This is a genomic window from Pseudomonas sp. JV449 (assembly GCF_032424295.1).
GTDB lineage: Bacteria > Pseudomonadota > Gammaproteobacteria > Pseudomonadales > Pseudomonadaceae > Aquipseudomonas > Aquipseudomonas marginalis.
The window spans coordinates 82,365-99,521 of record NZ_VYKD01000020.1; the positions used below are offsets into that span (position 1 = coordinate 82,365).

Sequence of the window (17,157 nt, forward strand, 5' to 3'; positions counted from 1 at the left end):
ATCATGCCGGTCATTTAATGGATCCATTAAATAAAAACAATCCGCCGCCTGGAGAGTCATCATGTACCCGAAGAACACATGGTATGTCGCCTGCACCCCCGATGAAATCGCGCACAAGCCACTCGGTCGACAGATCTGTGGCGAAAAGATGGTGTTTTATCGTGGCCAGGAAGGCGCCGTGGTGGCGGTCGAGGACTTCTGCCCCCATCGCGGCGCGCCGCTTTCACTGGGGTATGTCGAGAACGGCAACCTGGTCTGCGGCTACCACGGCCTGGTCATGGGCGGCGACGGCAAGACCGTGGAAATGCCCGGCCAGCGGGTACGTGGTTTTCCCTGCAACAAGACCTTTGCCGCCGTTGAACGCTACGGCTTCATCTGGGTATGGCCCGGCGATCAGAGCCAGGCCGACCCGGCGCTGATCCATCATCTGGAATGGGCCGTGAGTGACCAGTGGGCCTATGGCGGCGGGCTGTTCGATATCCGGTGCGACTACCGCCTGATGATCGACAACCTGATGGACCTGACCCACGAAACCTATGTGCATGCCTCCAGCATCGGCCAGAAGGAAATCGACGAAGCCCCGCCCGTGACCACGGTGGACGGCGATGAAGTGGTCACCGCCCGGCACATGGAAAACATCATGGCCCCGCCGTTCTGGCGCATGGCCCTGCGCGGCAATAACCTTGCCGATGACGTGCCGGTGGACCGCTGGCAGATCTGCCGCTTCACCCCGCCCAGCCATGTGCTCATCGAAGTCGGCGTGGCCCACGCCGGCAAAGGTGGCTATAACGCCGCCCCCGAACACAAGGCCGCGAGCATCGTGGTCGACTTCATCACCCCGCAAACCGACACTTCGATCTGGTACTTCTGGGGCATGGCGCGCAACTTCAACCCCCACGATGAGGCACTGACCGCAAGCATTCGCGAGGGCCAGGGCAAGATTTTCAGCGAGGACCTGGAGATGCTCGAACGCCAGCAACAGAACCTGCTGGCCCATCCGCAGCGCAACCTGCTCAAGTTGAATATCGACGCGGGTGGCGTGCAATCGCGCAAGATCCTGGAGCGACTGATTGCCAAGGAACGCGCCCTCGAACCGCAACTGATCGCCACCACCACCGCCTGAACAGCGCGACAACTTTGCGAGGACTGAACATGATCGATGTGGTGGTGGTATCCCGTAACAACGAAGCCCAGGACATTTGCAGCTATGAACTGGCCAGTGTCGATGGCCAGCCGCTGCCGGCCTTCAGTGCCGGCGCGCATATTGACCTGCACCTGCCCGATGGGGTGATCCGGCAATATTCCCTGTGCAATCACCCCGAGGAACGTCATCGCTACCTGATCGGCGTGCTCAAGGACCCGGCCTCCCGGGGCGGCTCGCGCAGCCTGCACGAGCAGGTCCACGAGGGCACCCGCCTGACCATCAGCGAGCCACGCAACCTGTTTCCCCTGGTCCACGACGCGCGTCGCAGCCTGCTGTTTGCCGGTGGCATCGGCATCACCCCGATCCTGTGCATGGCTGAGCGCCTGGCCCATGCGGGAGCCGACTTCGAACTGCATTACTGCGCCCGCGCCAGTGAGCGCGCGGCATTTGTGCAGCGGCTCAAGGCGTCGCCGTTTGCCGAGCGGGTGTTCCTGCATTTCGATGAGCAGCCGCACACCGCGTTGAACATCGCCGAAGTGCTGGCGGCGCCTGCCGATGACGTGCACCTGTATGTCTGCGGTCCTGGCGGGTTCATGCAGCATGTACTCGACAGCGCACGCGCACAGGGCTGGCAGGAAGACTGCCTGCACCGCGAATACTTCAGCGCGGCACCGGTGGACAGCAGCCTCGACGGCGGCTTTTCGGTAAAGCTCGGCAGCAGCGGCCAGGTCTTCGAAATCCCCGCCGACAAGACCGTGGTCCAGGTCCTGGAAAGCCATGGCATCGAGATTGCCGTGTCCTGCGAACAAGGGATTTGCGGCACCTGCCTGACCCGTGTGCTGGAGGGCATACCGGAGCACCGCGACCTGTTCCTCACCGAACAGGAACAGGCCCTGAATGACCAGTTCACCCCCTGCTGCTCGCGCTCGAAAACCCCGCTGCTGGTACTCGATATCTGACAGGGTTCACGACGCGGGCAAAATCACCTTCATGCGCGCAGCGGCGGTGGCTGAACTGAAGATCTCGGCATAGCGCAACGTCGCATTGGCGTGCTCGCGCATGATGGCTTCGGCCCGCGCGCCCTGGCGATTGACCAGGGCATCGAAAACCGAATGATGCTGCATGTGGGCATAGTTGAAGCGTCGGTACTCGCGGGCCATGTCCTCGCGATCCACCGCCAGCGCCGTCACCGAGGCGAACGGCAGGTGATCATTGCGGGCCAGCGCGTCGGCGATCGCCGGGTTGTGGCTGCCTTCGACGATGACCTGGTGAAAGCGCATGTTCAGGTCGTGATAGACCTCAAGGTCATCCTCGGTCACATAGCCCTTTTCGAACAGTTGATCGCCTTCCACCAGGCAGCGCTCCAGCGCCGCACGCGCCGCAGTGGACAAACCCTGCTCGGCGGCTTGCCGTGCCGCCAGGCCTTCCAGGACGCCGCGCACTTCGACGGCGCCGGCAATGTCGCTGGGGCTGACCGAACGCACCTGATAGCCGCGCCCGCCAAACGGCACCAGCAGTCCTTCCTGTTCGAGGGTACGAAAGGCCATGCGCACGGGCATGCGCGACACGCCGAACAGCTGCGCCGTGGGAATCTCCATCAGCCGCTCGCCCGCCGCCAACTCCCCGCTGGCAATCATCTTGCGCAGTGCAACCAGCACCAATTGACCGGGTTTACTCATCCAGGCAACTTCCAGAAAACGTGAGCCGCCATGGTACCGCAAGTAGTACCGCAAGCACCTGGCCGCGTCAGATGAACGCCAGCGCTGCCCGTGCCCCGTCTATGGCGCCCAGGTGCTGGGCCAGCCGCGACGGCAGGTAATCGAAAAAGAACCCGGCGCTTTGCAGCTTGGCGGCACGCAGCGGATCGTCTTCGCGCAGTGCCCTGGAGACCCGCGCGGCCCGCGCCCAGGCAAAGGCCAGCAACGCGACGCCACAGAGCTGGAGGAAATCCGGCGCCGCCCGATAGGGGTATTCACTGTCCTCGTGGGTGCATTCACGAATGGCGTTCACCACACTGGCCAACGCGTCGCACAGGCTGGCCAACGCAGCGGAAAAGCCTGCGCATTCCTCATACTGCGCGCCCTGCCCGGCCTCGGCGCGCAACTCGGCCAGCAGCAGGCCAAAGGCTCGACCCTCATCCCCCAGCACCTTGCGCAGCAACAGGTCATTGGCCTGGATCTCGTTACTGCCCTCGTAGATCATCGCGATGCGGCTGTCGCGCAGGGTTTGCTCGATGGCGAACTCGGTGACGTAGCCGTAACCACCGAACACCTGCAGCCCATGGCTGGCCTGGCGAAAGCCCTGTTCGGTGAAAAACGCCTTGATGATGGGCGTCAGCAGCGGCGCCAAGCGGGCGGCCGACGAGTCCTGGTCATGCTCGGCCTGATCAAGCAGGTGCGCCGCCCAATAGCCGATGGCGCGCATGCCCTCGCTGGTGGTGCGCAGCTCCAGCAACACGCGGCGCATGGCCGGGTGATAACGGATCGGGTCAGCCGCCTGGGCTACCACCTCTTCCGGCCGGCATGGCGCACGCATCTGCAAGCGCTCGGCGGCGTACTGGCGGGCGTTCTGCCAGGCCGCCTCGACATGCCCCAGGCCTTGCAGGCCCACATGCAGGCGCGCCGAATTCATCATCACGAACATCGCAGCCAGGCCGCGATGGGCCTCGCCGATCAGCCAGCCCTGGGCGGCGTCGAACACCAGGGAACAGGTGGCGCTGCCCTTGATGCCCATCTTGTGTTCGATGCCGTCGCAGTGCACGCCATTGGCCTGGCCATCGTCCAGTTGCTTGGGCACCAGGAACAGTGAAATACCACGGCTGCCCGGCGGCGCATCGGGCAGGCGCGCCAGCACCAGGTGCAGGATATTCGCCGTGAGGTCATGCTCGCCGCCGGAGATAAACAGCTTGCTGCCGCTGAGGCGATAACTGCCATCCGCCTGGGGCTGCGCGCGACAGCGCAGCAAGCCGACATCGCTGCCGGCCTGGGACTCGGTCAGGCACATGGTAGGCAAGGCCTGGCCACTGACAATGTCGGGCAGGTAGCGCGCCTGCAACCAAGGAGCGGCGTGGGTCTTGAGGCACAGGTAGGCGCCGTGGGCGATGCCGGTGTACATGGCCCAGGCGTGGTTGCTGGCATAGAGCATCTCTTGCAGCGCCGCATCGAGCAGTTGCGGCAAGCCCTGGCCGCCGTGTACCTCGGCACACGCCAGCGCCGGCCAGCCCCCTTCGACATAGGCGCGATAGGCCTCGACGAAGCCGTCCGGGGTGCTGACCCGGCCCGCCTGCCAGCGGCAGCCCTGGCGATCACCGCTGCTATTCAACGGCGCCAGCACGCCCTGACTGAAGCGTGCCGCCTCCTCCAGCACCTGTACCGCCAGCGGCAGGTCCAGGGCCGCGAATGCCGGGTGGCGCTGCCAGGTATCGGGCGCCTGCAGCCAGTGTTCCAGGACAAATTGCATATCGCCCAGGGGCGCCTCATAGCTCCACATCGGAACACCTCATCGACAAAAAAGAATCGTGCGCTTCAAGCCCGATAGGCAGGGTTCTCGATCAGCAACGCCATGCCCTGCCCGCCGCCCACGCACGCTGCGGCAATCCCGTAGCGCAGGTTGTGCTGGCGCAGTTGCCGGGCCAGGGTCATCACCAGGCGCAGGCCGGTAGCGGCCAGGGGATGCCCCAGGGCAAGCGAGCCGCCCTGGACGTTGAGGCGGGTGCTGTCCAGCTCCAGTTCATGGGCCACCGCCAGTACCTGGGCGGCCTGGGCTTCGTTGATCTCGAAGCGGCCGATGTCACTCAGGTTCAAGCCGCTGCGTTGCAGCAGCAGGCGGATCGCCGGTGCCGGGCCGATGCCCATGAACTCGGGGGCCACGCCGACCACCGCGCTGGCCAGCAGCCGCGCCAGGGCCGGACGTGTGCAGGCCGAGGCACGCCCCACCAAAGCCGCCGCCGCGCCATCGACCACCGCGCAACTGTTGCCGGCGGTTTGCACGCCGCCTGGATGCACGGCGCGCAAGCGCGTCAGGGCATCAAGGTCGGTGGGACGTGGGTGGCTGTCGGCGCTGACGGCACTCGCCCGACGCGCCAGGCTGATGCCCCTGGGCTGGTACCCCTCAAGCTCGAACACCTGGTTATCGACCGTGACGATTTCTTCCGCCCACGCACCGTCACATTGCGCTTGCAAGGCGCGCTGATGGCTGTCGCAGGCGTGGCGATCCAAGGCCTTGCGGCTCAGGCCATAACGGCGCGCCAGGTTGTCGGCGGTGGCGATCATGTCCAGGCCGGGGGCCGGGTCGTACAGGGCCTCCCAGAGAAAATCCTTGAATTGCACCTCGCCGCCGAGTCGAAACCCATCCCGATGGGTGTAGGCCGCAATCGGGTTGCGCGACATGGATTCACTGGCCACGCACAGGGCCAGTTGCACCTCGTCGCGCAGTTGTTCAGCGGCCTGGCGCAGCAGCTCGAAACCGGTGGCGCAGATGCGCTGCACCCCCAGTGCCGGGACTGCTTGCGCCACCCCGCTGTACAGGCCGATATGCCGTGGCAGCAAGTAGGCATCGAAACTGGCCTGGGCCATGGAGCCGGCCAGCACGCTGTCCACCGCCAGGGGGTCGATGCCGGCCCGGGCCAATACTTCACGGCCGACCTTGATTCCCAAATCGATAGGCGACACCTGGGAAAGTGCACCGCCAAGGTCGACCCACGGCGTGCGCACCGCCTCGAAAATCACCGCATCGGCAAACGCCGAGTACTGCCCGGCGCTGTTCAAGGCTTGGGCCCGGCGCGCAGGATCGCAGGGTCTTCACCGCGATACAGCGCCTCGACCCTGGCCGCGCGCCATTGCAGCACGGCGCGCTGGTTGATCGAGCCTTTGTCGGTGATTTCCCCGCGATCGATGGACGCTGGCTCGTCGAGCAGGGCAATCCATTCCAGGCGACTGGCATTGCCGGTGGCCTCGCGGTTGAGGCGCTGCAACCAGTCGCCGAACCACTGGCGTACCGGCGCGCTGGCCAGCACCTCAGCGTCGCTGGCGTCGGCACTCAAGCCGGCCAGCCGACGGCACTCGTAGAGCCGGGGGAATACCAGGGCGCCCAGGCATTCGCGGTCCGGCGCAGCAATCACCACGTCTTGCACATAGGGCGCGCCATCGAGCACGGCGCGATTGCGCAACGGGCCGACACTGACAAACACCCCGGAAGACAACTTGAAATCCTCGGCAATCCGCCCGTCGAACATCAGCCCCAATTGCGGCTGGTGCGGGTCGGCGAGCTTGATCGCGTCACCTGAACAGTAGAAACCCTGGTCGTCGAACACCTCGGCGGTTTGCTCCGGCGCCCGCCAGTACCCCGGCATGATGTGCGGCCCGCGGAAGCGCCCTTCGAACTTGCCGTCCAACGGCACCAGGCGCACCTCGCAGCCGGGCGCAGGCAAGCCGATATAGCCGGCCATGGACAACGGCCCGGTGGTGAAGGTGCAGGACGGCGCGGCTTCGGTCATGCCCAGCCCGGCCATCATGCGGATACGTTCACCGCAGTGCTGTTCGGCCACGCGGTCGAGGCGATCCCAGATACTTTGCGACAGGCCGGCGGCGGCGAAGAAGAACAGTTTCATGCGCGCAAAAAAGCGCTCGCGCAACTCGGCGTCCTGTTCCAGGGCGTTGACCAATTCTTCCCAGCCCTTGGGCACCGTCAAATAGGCGGTGGGCGAAACCTCCTTGAGGTTGCGCAGGGTCTCGGCAAAGCCCTGGACCGTGGGCTTGCCGTCGTCGAGGTAAAAGGTGCCGCCGTTGTAGAGCACGATGCCGACGTTATGGCTACCGCCAAACGTATGGTTCCACGGCAGCCAGTCCACCAGTACCGGCGGTTCCTCACCGAACACCGGGAACGTCTGCAACAGCATTTGCTGGTTGGCACAGAGCATGCGCTGCGTAGTGATCACCGCCTTGGGCAACTTGGTCGAGCCCGAGGTGAACAGGAACTTGGCGATGCTGTCGGGGCCGGTGGCCTGGAACGCCGCGTCGGCCTCGGCGCCGCCCGGCGTTTGCAGCAGGCTGGCGAAGCTGGCCTGAGTGCGCCCAGGCACGTGGCCGCGAACGCTGATCAGCGGGGTCTCGGCCGGCAGGACGGCGTCGATGGCACGCTGGTAAGCGGCCCCATCGCTGACGAACACCAGCCCCGGTTGCAGCAGGTCGCACACATGCCGCAGCTTGGCGAAATCCTGGGACAACAACGAATACGCCGGCGACACCGGGCAGTAGGGAATGCCGGCGTACATCGCGCCGAGGGCAACCTGCAAATGCTCGATGTCGTTGCCCGACAGCAACGCCAGCGGCTTATCCGCCGACAACCCGTAACGCAACAGGCCCTGGGCAATCGCACGCACGCTGTCGAGCATCTCGCGGTAGCTGACCCGGCGCCAATCACCACCGGCCTGGCGTGCCGCGATAAACGTCTGCTCGGGGCGCACCTGGGCCCAATGCACCAGGCGATCGAGCAGGCGCGCCGGCAACTCGGCCAGGGGCTCCAGGGAGCGCATATGCAGCACGCCGTGTTCTTCAGTGACCGCCACCGCTGCGTGGCCAATGGAGACCTCGCGGTATCGCGGTGCGGGCTGGGATTGCGGTCTGAATTCGGAACTCACAAGGGTGTCCTCCAGCAAGGCGGATCAACGCCGCCTTGTTATTGTTATGTCGCGACGCCTGCTCAGATCGGGTAATGCCGTGGCCCGTTCTGCAAGGTCACCCAGCGCAATTGCGTGAAGTGCTCGATCGAGGCCTTGCCGCCAAAGCTGCCGTAGCCGCTGGACTTGACCCCGCCAAACGGCATCTGCGCCTCGTCATGCACGGTCGGGCCGTTGATATGGCAAATGCCCGACTCGACCCGCTGCGCCAGGGCCAGTGCACGCCCGGTGTCACGGCTGAAGATCGCCGCCGAGAGGCCGAACTCGGAGTCGTTGGCCAGGCGCAGCAACGCTTCATCCCCGTCACCACGCAGCAGCACCGCCACCGGGCCGAAGGATTCTTCGCGGTACAGGCGCATATGCTCGGTAACGCCATCGATCAGAGTCGGCTGCAGGATGCTGCCGTCCAGTTGGCCACCCACCACCAGCCGCGCGCCCTTGGCGAGGGCATCGTCGATCAGGGCCTTGATGCGTGTGCCGGCGCCGGCATCCACCAGGGAACCCAGGACCGAATCCGCCGCCACGGGATCGCCCGCGCGCAGGGTCGCGACCTTGGCCGCGAGCTTGGCGGTGAAGGCATCGGCGACCTTGGCATCGACAATCAGGCGCTCGGTGGACATGCAAATCTGGCCCTGGTTGAAATAGGCGCCAAAGGCCGCCGCTGCCACCGCCGCGTCGAGGTCGGCGTCGTCGAGCACCAGCAACGGCGCCTTGCCGCCCAGTTCCAGCAACGCCGGCTTGAGGTGACGCGCCGAGAGCTCGCCGACAATCCGCCCCACATGGGTCGAGCCGGTGAAGTTGACCCGGCGCACGGCCGGGTTGGCGATCAGGCGCTCGACAATCGCAGCGGCATCCGCCGGGGCATTGCTGATGACATTGACCACGCCATCGCCCAGGCCGGCGTCCTGCAACACCTGGCCAATCAGGCGGTGCACCGCCGGGCTCAGCTCCGAGGCCTTGAGCACCACGGTGTTGCCGCAGGCCAACGGCATGGCGATGGCACGTGTGGCGAGGATCACCGGGGCATTCCACGGCGCGATACCCAGCACCACGCCGCAAGGTTGACGCAAGGCCATGGCGAAACTGCCGGGGACATCGGAGGGGATCACTTCACCGGTGATCTGGGTGGTCATCGACGCCGCTTCGCGCAGCATATTGGCCGCCAGGCGCACGTTGAAGCCATACCAGTTGGCCATGGCGCCGGTCTCGCCGGCGGCGGCAATGAATTCGGCGCTGCGGGCCTGCAATTGCTCGGCTGCCTTGAGCAGCCGAGTGCGGCGTTCGTTGGGCGCCAGCGCCGCCCACGCGGGGAATGCGGCGTGGGCGGCCGCTACGGCGGCGTCGGCATCTTCCAGGGTGGCGGCAGCCACCCGCGAGACCACTTCACCGGTCACCGGGTTGCGGCGCTCGAAGGTTCGACCGTCACGGGCGGGGCACGACTGGCCGCCGATCAACAGGGGCACGTCCAGCATGGTGATTCCTCTTTATTGTCTTTATCGGGAATACGTTCAAGCAGGGTACAACGGCGCGGCCAGGCGGCCGCGCCCTTCAGCGTTTATACGCCTGCAGGCCAGGCTTGATGCTCTTGTCGTCGAGGAACTGCTTCATGCCCTGCTCGCGACCGCCTTCGGTGTCGAGCAGGCGCGACTGATCGAGCTTGGCGTAGAGGTAATCCTCGTTCTGCTCCCAGGTCAATTCGCGGCAGCGCTTGAAGCCATGCTTGGCGGCACGCAGCACCACCGGGTTTTTCTCCAGCAGGTTGCGCGCCAGTTCGATGGTCACGTCGCGCAGTTGAGCCAGCGGCACGCTTTCGTTGACCAGGCCCATTTCGGCGGCTTTCTGCCCGCCAAAGGTCTTGCCGGTCATGATGTAGTAAAGCGATTGGCGATGGCCCACGGTGTCGGCCATGGCCTTGCTCACCAGGTTGCCCGGCGGGATGCCCCAGTTGATTTCCGAAAGGCCGAAGGTGGCTTCATCCGCACAGATCGCCAGGTCACAGGCCACCAGCGGGCTGAAACCACCGCCGAAGCACCAGCCATTGACCATGGCGATGGTGGGTTTGGCGTACATGCGCAGCAGTTTCCATTGCCATTGCGAGGCTTCGCGGCGGATTTTTTCCTGGAGGATTTCCGGGCCGGCGTCCACTTCGCGGAAGTATTCCTTGAGGTCCATGCCAGCGGTCCAGGCTTCGCCCGCGCCGGTCAGGACCAGCACGCCAGCGGCAGGGTCCTGCTCCAGGGTTTCGAGAACGTCGATCATTTCCCGGTTCAGGGTCGGGCTCATGGCGTTGCGTTTTTCCGGACGATTGAGAATGACCCAGGCGATGCCTTCTTCGATCTCAACCTTGACAGTGGTCCAACGGCCTTCGTAATTGCTCATGGCGGTACGCTCTTGTTCTGGGTTTGAAGATGATTCGAAATTAAACCGCAAATATAGTTATGTCAATTAACTATTAATACGGATAACCAATATTTTTACGCGATGAAACCTGCGTTTTCCAGGCGTTGTGAAAAGCCGGCATAGCCATGGCGCGTTAACCCCGGCAAACTAGATAGCCTTCTTAACCTCCACCCTTTGAGGATTGCACTGCCAATGGCCAAGCCTTCCACCATCGCCGCCGCCAGCCAGGCCCTGCCCGACAACGACGAGGTACGGCCGCCGCTGGATTCAGCCCTGGACGATCTGATCGGCTACGCCATGCGCCGCGCCCAGCTCAAGCTGTTCCAGAACCTGATCGGCCGGCTGTCGGACCACGACCTGCGCCCTGCACAGTTCTCGGCCCTGGCGATCATCGAGCAGAACCCCGGGCTGATGCAGGCCGACCTGGCTCGCGCACTGGCCATCGAGCCGCCCCAGGTAGTGCCGTTGCTGAACAAGCTGGAAAGCCGCGCCCTCGCCGTGCGGGTGCGCTGCAAGCCGGACAAGCGCTCCTACGGGATCTTCCTCAGCAAGAGCGGCGAAACCCTGCTCAAGGAACTCAAGGCGATCGCCGCCCAGAGTGACCTGGACGCCACGGCCGCCCTCGACGGCCAGGAACGTGAAGAGCTGCTGCGCCTGCTGAAGAAGGTCTACCAGGACTGAGCGGCTTACCAGAGCGCCACGGTGTAGAGCACCAGGAAACGGGTCTGGTTTTCATCGCGAAACGCCGCGCCGCTCGGGAAGTCATTGCGGTAGATCGACTTGCGCGCCATGAACCCGACGTTCTTCAGCGGGCCGTCCTGGATCACATAGCCCAACTCCATCTGGAACTCGCGCTCCTTGCGGTCCTCGGCATTGAAAGCGGCCAGTTCGATGTTGTCGCCGCGCACATAGCGCAGCCGAGTCTTCAACCCCGGCACACCCGCTGCGGCGAAGTCATAGTCGTAGATAGCCTGCCAGGTGCGCTCCTTGGCGTTGAGAAAGTCCGAACTCATGGTCAGCTCGCTCATGCCCATCAACTCGGTGCCGGAGATATAGGGTGTGGCCGTCTCCCCGCTTGAGTGCATGTAGCCAAGGCTGACGCGATGGCCGCCGAGGCGGTAGCCGAACAGGGCTGAAAGGTTGCGGTTATCCACGTTGCCCGCCTTGGCACTGCCATCCTCGCGGCTGAAAAAACTGCGCAGGTCGCTGGTGAACACGCCATCGCCCAGCGGCAGGTTGTGCAGCAGCGCCAGGGTGTCCTGCTGGTAGAGGTCGGCGACCTGGGAGTGATAGACGCGCAGGCTGAGGTCTTTGTTGACCTGATAGTCCCCGCCCACATACGCCAGGTGCGACGTGGTGGCGGTGGCGTTGAAACGCCGGTTGGGCGAGGCGATGGTCATGGCCTGGTAGTCGGTGGAGTCGCGCTTGTTGATGCGGTCGATGTAGCCGGTGTTGAAGGTCAGGCCCTCGATGTCCTTGGAGCTCAAGGTGGTGCCGCGAAAGGTTTGCGGCAGCAGGCGCGACGGACTGGCAAAGGCGAACGGCAGGAAGATCGACACATCGCCGGCCTTCACTGTCGTTTGCGCAAACCGCAGCTTGGCAGTCGGGGCCAGGCGCGAGTACTCATCGGCGGCGCGCTTGTCGCTGGCCGACACCGGCAGCAACTCGGTGCCGCTGCGGTCCGGCGACGAGTCGAGCTTGACCCCCATCAACCCGCGCACATCCAGGCCGAAGCCCACCGGGCCCGGGGTGTAGCCCGATTCCAGGTTGAGGATGAACGCCTGGGCCCATTCCCGCGCGGCGGTCTTCGCCCCGTCGTCCTTGTAGTCGCGGTCCAGGTAGTAATTGCGCAAGGTCAAGGTGCCGTGGCTGTCGTCGATAAAGCCTGCGGCCCACAGCGAAGTGGGCAGCACGCTCAAGGCCAGGCATGCCATGAGCAGGCGTGGGGTATTGTTCGACACACAGGCGACGGGCGCCGCTGCAACGGCGTGCTCCATAGGGAGTTCTGGCATGTTCGATGTCCATTTTTTGTTGTTGTTTTTGGGGTGGCACACGCTCGGCCCGGTCGGCTTCGCGAGCCAAGAATGGAAACAGCCGACGGTGCCCGTCAACCGCAACTGAGCGATAATCGAACATTAATAAAGCTATCTATTTTTTAGTTGCATATGAATCAACATCGCAAGCTTATGAATTGCATGAATTTATTCATGTTTTATGGGCAGATTAATCCACGATTCATTTTTTAGTTATCTTTGTTATCTTAATCACCAGCAGCCACTCGCGCTCGTCACCACAACAAAAACAACAATGAGGTTTGCCCATGGACAGTCCATCGCGTCGTTCGACGCTGACTATTGCGTTGTGCTTTATCGTTGCGCTGATCGAAGGGTTCGATCTGCAGGCCGCCGGCACTGCCGCCGCCGGGTTACGTCAAACGTTCGCCCTGGATCCGAAGATGCTCGGCTGGGTGTTCAGCGTCGGCATCATCGGTCTGCTGCCGGGGGCGTTCTTCGGCGGCTGGGTCGCCGACCGCATCGGGCGCAAGAAAATCCTGGTGGGTGCCGTGCTGCTGTTCGGGCTGTTTTCCCTGAGCACCGCGTTTGTCGACAGCTACGCCAGCCTGTTGCTGGTGCGCTTTCTCACCGGCCTGGGCCTGGGCGCCGCACTGCCCAACCTGATCGCGCTGTGCGCCGAAGCGGTGAGCGAACGCAACCGGGGCACGGCCATCAGCGTGATGTACTGCGGGGTGCCGCTGGGTGGCGCATTGGCCGCGGTGGTGGCGATGTTTTCCAGTGAGCACTGGCAGACCACCTTTATCATCGGTGGCCTGGCGCCGTTGCTCGCCGTACCGTTGATGATCCTGCTGCTGCCGGAGTCCAGCGCCTTTCGCCAACAGCGCGACACTCCGCACGGCGCCCGCCCTTCTACCGGCCAGGCGCTGTTCGGCGAAGGTCGCGCCCGCACCACACTGGCCTTGTGGCTCAGCTATTTCTTCACCCTGACCGTGATGTACATGCTGCTTAACTGGCTGCCGTCGCTGTTGCTGGAGCAAGGTTTCAGCAAACCCCAGGCAGGCATGGTGCAGATGCTCTTCAATATCGGCGGCGCCCTCGGTTCGCTGCTCGGTGGCGTGCTGCTGGACCGCTGCAATGCCGTCAAAGTGGTGCTGGGCGTGTATGCCGGATTGCTCGCAGCGTTGGCCGGGGTCGGGTTGTCGGTGGGCATCGTGCCCATGGCCATCGCCGGTTTTGCCGCCGGCCTGTTCGTCATGGCCGCGCAGTTGGTGCTGTATGCATCGGCACCGCCCTCCTACCCGACCTCGGTACGCGCCACCGGTGTCGGTGCCGCGGTGGCCGTCGGCCGCCTGGGTTCGGTGGCCGGGCCGCTCGCGGCCGGGCAACTGCTCGCCGCCGGCGCCGGCACCGCCGGGGTACTGCTGGCGACCTCCCCCGGGGTGGTGATTGCCGCACTGACCATCATCAGCGTGATGGTGCGTACGGCGCCCACTAGAACTTATGCAGCCAATTGAGCACCAGTTTGTTGCCCTGCGTGCGGTTCTCCGCCTGCTGCTCGAAGTAGGCATTTACCGATAGCACGTCTTCCTTGCTGAACCCGTAGACCAGGCCTGGGCCGATGGCCCAGACCTTCTCCCGACGCCCGCTCACGGCGTGCCCATCGACCTGGGTGTCGGTGATCTGCTTCAACCAGTAGCCGTTCAGCCCCACGCTCAGTTGCTGGCTCACGGCATATTGCAGGGTCAGGTTGGCATGCAACGCCTGCCCGGCCTGGGTATCGGAAACATCCCCGAAGCCTGCCTGCGGATCATCGTTCTTGCCATTCCACAGGTACATGAACCGCCCGCTCGTCGACCACTTCGGGCTGAACCAGTACGTCGCCGCGTAATACGGGTTGAATGACCAGAAATTACTGCCTGGGTTGATCGAGCGCTTGCGGTCATAGGCGCCCACCGGCACCGAGATATCGGCTTCGATACGCTGGGTCAACAGCGGGCTGCCATCGGCACGGCTCAGGGTCGGCAGTTGCAGGAAGGGCCCCACAATCACATCACCAAAGCCGGCGCGAGAACTCAGGGCCGCATTGTTCAACCCGTCGTCGACATCCACATGGGCCAGGGAGGTGTTGATCAGGGTGAATCCGGGCATCGCGCCATTCGCCAAGGGTTGGCCGAGGTAGATGATCTGCGTGGTAGGCGCCACCACTTCCACGTCCTGGTTGGGCAGTGCCAGCTTGTGGCCGTTGGCATCATTGAAACGGCTGGCCCGGGAGTACGTCAGGTATTCCTCCAGATACCACCCAGGGCCGGCGGGTGCCGGTGAGCCGTCGTAGAAACTGGTACTGCCCAGGTTGAGGCCGGGCAAGTCGTAAGCATGTGCAGTCGATGACAGTGCGATAAAGGTCCCGGCCGCAGCCGCCCGCAAGATAGGCTTGAGCATCTTGTATGTCCTGTATTTTTGTTGTTGTTCAAGACCCCCGGCACGGTGGATCCGCACCGGGGCTTACCGCTGTAGCAACCCCTACACGTAGGTCGCCGCCAACCCACCGTCCACCGGCAGATTGACCCCGTTGACCCAGCGCGCGGCGTCGGAGCACAGGAAGGCGATCACCGCCGCCACCTCATCGGCCAGGGCCGGACGGGTCATGCGCTGGCTGTCCGCGGCCACCCGCTCCGGCCCGAGCATGCTGACAAAATCGTCGAGAATCGGGGTAAACACCGGCCCCGGCGCCACGCAGTTGATACGCACCGAGTGATCACGAAACCAGCCTTGGGATTGCTGGAAGCTCCACACGATCAGCGCCTCCTTGAAGTACTGATAACAGCCGGCCTGCTCCACCGGATTGGCCGCCAGCCACTGCTGCCCAGCCTCGAAGCTGTGCGTCGCAGCCAGGGCCTTGTGCAGCTCCAGGCGTTGCGGCCATTGTGCGCCGAGCACCGAGGCGACATTGACGATGCTGCCGCCCGCCGACATGCGTGGCAGCAGCGATTGGGTCAGGTGCCGCAACCCCAGGTAATTGACCGTGGCCACCGCTTGCACCGGCGCGGTACCGGGTACGCCGGCAATGTTGCACAGCCCATCGACCCGTGCCGGCAGGCGTGCCACCAGGGCATCGATGCTGGCAGGGTCGCCCAGGTCAGCCTGGAAGAAACCATCCAGGGTCAGTTGCGGTGCATGGCGATCAACGCCGATCACCGTGGCACCCTGGAAACGCGCGAGCCGCGCCAGCTCCGCACCAATGCCCGAAGCGACACCGGTGACGATCAAGGTTTTATTGTGCAGGTTCATGTTCAAGCCCTCTTGTTTTTGTATAGGCATGGGTAAATCAAATCGATGCGCCGGGATTCAGAACGGATAGGCAGGCGGGGTGTTTTTCACCGTGACCCACTGCCACTGGCTGTACTCGTCCCAGTCCGCCGGCCCTCCCACGCTGCCGCCATTACCGGAAGCGCCTCGCCCACCAAAGGGGTTGATGCATTCGTCGGCGACGGTCTGGTCATTGATGTGCAGCAGGCCGCAGTCAAGCCGCTCGCCGATGGCCATGGCACGCCCGACCGACGGTGAAATGATGGCGGCCGAGAGGCCGTACTCGGTGCGGTTGGCCAGCTCGATGGCCTCGTCGTCCGTGGCAAAACTGACCACCGTGGCCACCGGCCCGAAGATTTCATCCTCAAACGCGCGCATCCCTGGCCGCACACCGCTGAGCACGGTGGGCTGGTAGAACAGTTGGTCGTATTCGCCACCCGCCTCCAACCGTGCGCCCGCTTGCAGGCTGTCGCTGACGATCTCGTGCACGCGCTGCAATTGCCGTTGGTTGATCAACGGGCCGAGCGCGGCTTCACCGCGGGCGGCATTGCCCACGGTCAACGCCCGGGCCTTGTCCACCAACTTGCGCGTGAGGCGTTCGGCGATGGATTCATGGGCGAGAATCAAGCCGGTGGCCATGCAGATTTGCCCCTGGTGCAGCCAGGCGCCCCAGGCGGCATTGCTCGCGGCCAGGTCGAGGTCGGCGTCTTCGAGAATGATCAGCGGGTTTTTGCCGCCCAGTTCCAGCGCGACTTTTTTCAGGTGTCGTCCGGCCACTTCGGCGACTTTGCGCCCCGCCGCCGTCGACCCGGTGAACGCAATCATCTGCACATTCGGATCGCGGCACAGCGCCTCACCCGCCGGCGCGGCGCCGGGCAACACCTGCAGCAGGCCCTTGGGCAAACCCGCCTCCTCGAACAGCCGGGCGATGAGAAAACCACCGCTGACCGGGGTCTGCGGGTCGGGCTTGAGCACCACCGCATTGCCCGCCGCCAGGGCCGGCGCCACCGAGCGCAGCGACAGCACCAGCGGAAAATTGAACGGTGAAATCACCCCGACCACGCCATGGGGCTGACGCCGGGCATAGGACAGGCGACCGGCCGCACTGGGCAGCACCAGCCCGTGAGGTTGGGACAACAGCCCCGCCGCCTGATGCAGCAGCACAATCGCTTCGCGCACTTCGTGTTCACCCTTGAACAACGCGCCGCCGGTTTCCCGCGCGACGTACAGCGCCAGTTCGGCAAAGGACTGCTGGGCCAGGTCCGCCGCCTTGCGAAACACCTCGGCGCGCTCCCGTGGGCCGAGTGCTGCCCAGGCCGGCTGCGCCAACGCCGCGCTGCGGCAGGCGACGGCGATGTCGGCCGGGTTGGCCATGGCGCAGCGCATCAGGGGTTCGCCGGTGGCGGGTTCGATCACCGGGATCACGGACCCCGAGGCGGGTATCCAGTCGCCGTTGAACAGGCATTCGGACGCAATGGCCCGCTGTAGCAAGTGGGTGGTTTCAGGTACTGACATGGCAACTCCCGGTTCTTGTAATTGTCATCGCCTGCACAGGGTGCAAACGCCGCATCAAGCCTTGAGCAAAGGCTGTGCCGCTTGCACGCAACAACGCTGAC

At 64.3% G+C, this 17,157-nt stretch carries 14 protein-coding genes; 4 read left to right on the plus strand and 10 right to left on the minus strand.

Annotation, left to right across the window (positions count from 1 at the left end; genetic code table 11):
• The first annotated feature begins 61 nt into the window (after positions 1-61).
• On the plus strand, positions 62-1,123 hold the full coding sequence (locus F6S08_RS20300) for an aromatic ring-hydroxylating dioxygenase subunit alpha (protein ID WP_315872245.1): 1,062 nt from the start codon (positions 62-64) through the stop codon (positions 1,121-1,123).
• 29 nt (positions 1,124-1,152) lie between these two features.
• Positions 1,153-2,103 (plus strand): PDR/VanB family oxidoreductase, encoded by a 951-nt coding sequence (locus tag F6S08_RS20305; protein ID WP_065923937.1) that lies wholly within the window; start codon positions 1,153-1,155, stop codon positions 2,101-2,103.
• Positions 2,104-2,109: 6 nt separating this feature from the next.
• Here F6S08_RS20305 and F6S08_RS20310 read toward each other — a convergent pair whose 3' ends face one another.
• The 6 genes from F6S08_RS20310 to F6S08_RS20335 all read right to left on the minus strand — a co-directional run bounded on the left by F6S08_RS20310 (position 2,110) and on the right by F6S08_RS20335 (position 10,199).
• Complete coding sequence (locus F6S08_RS20310; protein WP_065923936.1) at positions 2,110-2,823, minus strand: GntR family transcriptional regulator; 714 nt, start codon at positions 2,821-2,823, stop codon at positions 2,110-2,112.
• A 67-nt stretch (positions 2,824-2,890) separates the two neighbouring features.
• Entirely contained in the window at positions 2,891-4,633 is a 1,743-nt protein-coding gene (locus F6S08_RS20315; protein ID WP_315872246.1) for an acyl-CoA dehydrogenase, read from the minus strand.
• 35 nt (positions 4,634-4,668) lie between these two features.
• Positions 4,669-5,910, minus strand: a complete 1,242-nt coding sequence (locus tag F6S08_RS20320) for a thiolase family protein (RefSeq protein ID WP_315872247.1) — start codon at positions 5,908-5,910, stop codon at positions 4,669-4,671.
• Positions 5,907-7,781 (minus strand): feruloyl-CoA synthase, encoded by a 1,875-nt coding sequence (locus F6S08_RS20325; protein WP_315872248.1) that lies wholly within the window; start codon positions 7,779-7,781, stop codon positions 5,907-5,909. Before F6S08_RS20325 ends, F6S08_RS20320 begins: the two co-directional genes overlap by 4 nt.
• A 62-nt stretch (positions 7,782-7,843) precedes the next feature.
• Positions 7,844-9,292 carry an aldehyde dehydrogenase gene (locus F6S08_RS20330; RefSeq protein ID WP_053139707.1) on the minus strand — a complete coding sequence of 483 codons (1,449 nt, stop codon included), beginning with the start codon at positions 9,290-9,292 and terminating at the stop codon, positions 7,844-7,846.
• 76 nt (positions 9,293-9,368) lie between these two features.
• Positions 9,369-10,199 (minus strand): p-hydroxycinnamoyl CoA hydratase/lyase, encoded by an 831-nt coding sequence (locus F6S08_RS20335; protein WP_065923932.1) that lies wholly within the window; start codon positions 10,197-10,199, stop codon positions 9,369-9,371.
• A gap of 213 nt (positions 10,200-10,412) precedes the next feature.
• Between F6S08_RS20335 and F6S08_RS20340 the strand changes: the two genes are divergently transcribed.
• Positions 10,413-10,901 (plus strand): MarR family winged helix-turn-helix transcriptional regulator, encoded by a 489-nt coding sequence (locus F6S08_RS20340; RefSeq protein ID WP_065923931.1) that lies wholly within the window; start codon positions 10,413-10,415, stop codon positions 10,899-10,901.
• A gap of 5 nt (positions 10,902-10,906) precedes the next feature.
• Here the strand turns inward: F6S08_RS20340 and F6S08_RS20345 are convergent, their stop codons facing one another.
• The gene (locus F6S08_RS20345) at positions 10,907-12,232 is read right to left on the minus strand and encodes an OprD family porin (RefSeq protein ID WP_315872249.1); all 1,326 of its coding nucleotides are present in this window, start codon (positions 12,230-12,232) and stop codon (positions 10,907-10,909) included.
• Positions 12,233-12,540: 308 nt separating this feature from the next.
• Here F6S08_RS20345 and mhpT point away from each other — a divergent pair, with 308 nt between their 5' ends.
• Positions 12,541-13,749, plus strand: a complete 1,209-nt coding sequence (mhpT, locus tag F6S08_RS20350; RefSeq protein ID WP_065947035.1) for a 3-(3-hydroxy-phenyl)propionate transporter MhpT — start codon at positions 12,541-12,543, stop codon at positions 13,747-13,749.
• Here mhpT and F6S08_RS20355 read toward each other — a convergent pair.
• The 3 genes from F6S08_RS20355 to F6S08_RS20365 form a co-directional block, all read right to left on the minus strand.
• Positions 13,727-14,674, minus strand: a complete 948-nt coding sequence (locus tag F6S08_RS20355) for a transporter (protein ID WP_092488350.1) — start codon at positions 14,672-14,674, stop codon at positions 13,727-13,729. The genes mhpT and F6S08_RS20355 overlap by 23 nt on opposite strands.
• An 81-nt stretch (positions 14,675-14,755) precedes the next feature.
• Positions 14,756-15,523: a coniferyl-alcohol dehydrogenase gene (locus tag F6S08_RS20360; protein WP_315872250.1), complete on the minus strand. Its 768-nt coding sequence runs from the start codon at positions 15,521-15,523 to the stop codon at positions 14,756-14,758.
• 57 nt (positions 15,524-15,580) lie between these two features.
• Positions 15,581-17,056 (minus strand): benzaldehyde dehydrogenase, encoded by a 1,476-nt coding sequence (locus F6S08_RS20365; RefSeq protein ID WP_315872251.1) that lies wholly within the window; start codon positions 17,054-17,056, stop codon positions 15,581-15,583.
• Between the last annotated feature and the right edge of the window lie 101 nt (positions 17,057-17,157).

What these genes read in the sequence shown, in the direction of transcription:
- F6S08_RS20345 (WP_315872249.1), bottom strand. Translation starts at nt 12,232, where the DNA reads ATGCCAGAACTCCCTATGGAGCACGCCGTTGCAGCGGCGCCCGTCGCC.
- F6S08_RS20365 (WP_315872251.1), bottom strand. Translation starts at nt 17,056, where the DNA reads ATGTCAGTACCTGAAACCACCCACTTGCTACAGCGGGCCATTGCGTCC.
- F6S08_RS20360 (WP_315872250.1), bottom strand. Translation starts at nt 15,523, where the DNA reads ATGAACCTGCACAATAAAACCTTGATCGTCACCGGTGTCGCTTCGGGC.
- F6S08_RS20300 (WP_315872245.1), top strand. Translation starts at nt 62, where the DNA reads ATGTACCCGAAGAACACATGGTATGTCGCCTGCACCCCCGATGAAATC.
- F6S08_RS20305 (WP_065923937.1), top strand. Translation starts at nt 1,153, where the DNA reads ATGATCGATGTGGTGGTGGTATCCCGTAACAACGAAGCCCAGGACATT.
- F6S08_RS20330 (WP_053139707.1), bottom strand. Translation starts at nt 9,292, where the DNA reads ATGCTGGACGTGCCCCTGTTGATCGGCGGCCAGTCGTGCCCCGCCCGT.
- mhpT (WP_065947035.1), top strand. Translation starts at nt 12,541, where the DNA reads ATGGACAGTCCATCGCGTCGTTCGACGCTGACTATTGCGTTGTGCTTT.
- F6S08_RS20335 (WP_065923932.1), bottom strand. Translation starts at nt 10,199, where the DNA reads ATGAGCAATTACGAAGGCCGTTGGACCACTGTCAAGGTTGAGATCGAA.
- F6S08_RS20310 (WP_065923936.1), bottom strand. Translation starts at nt 2,823, where the DNA reads ATGAGTAAACCCGGTCAATTGGTGCTGGTTGCACTGCGCAAGATGATT.
- F6S08_RS20355 (WP_092488350.1), bottom strand. Translation starts at nt 14,674, where the DNA reads ATGCTCAAGCCTATCTTGCGGGCGGCTGCGGCCGGGACCTTTATCGCA.
- F6S08_RS20315 (WP_315872246.1), bottom strand. Translation starts at nt 4,633, where the DNA reads ATGTGGAGCTATGAGGCGCCCCTGGGCGATATGCAATTTGTCCTGGAA.
- F6S08_RS20340 (WP_065923931.1), top strand. Translation starts at nt 10,413, where the DNA reads ATGGCCAAGCCTTCCACCATCGCCGCCGCCAGCCAGGCCCTGCCCGAC.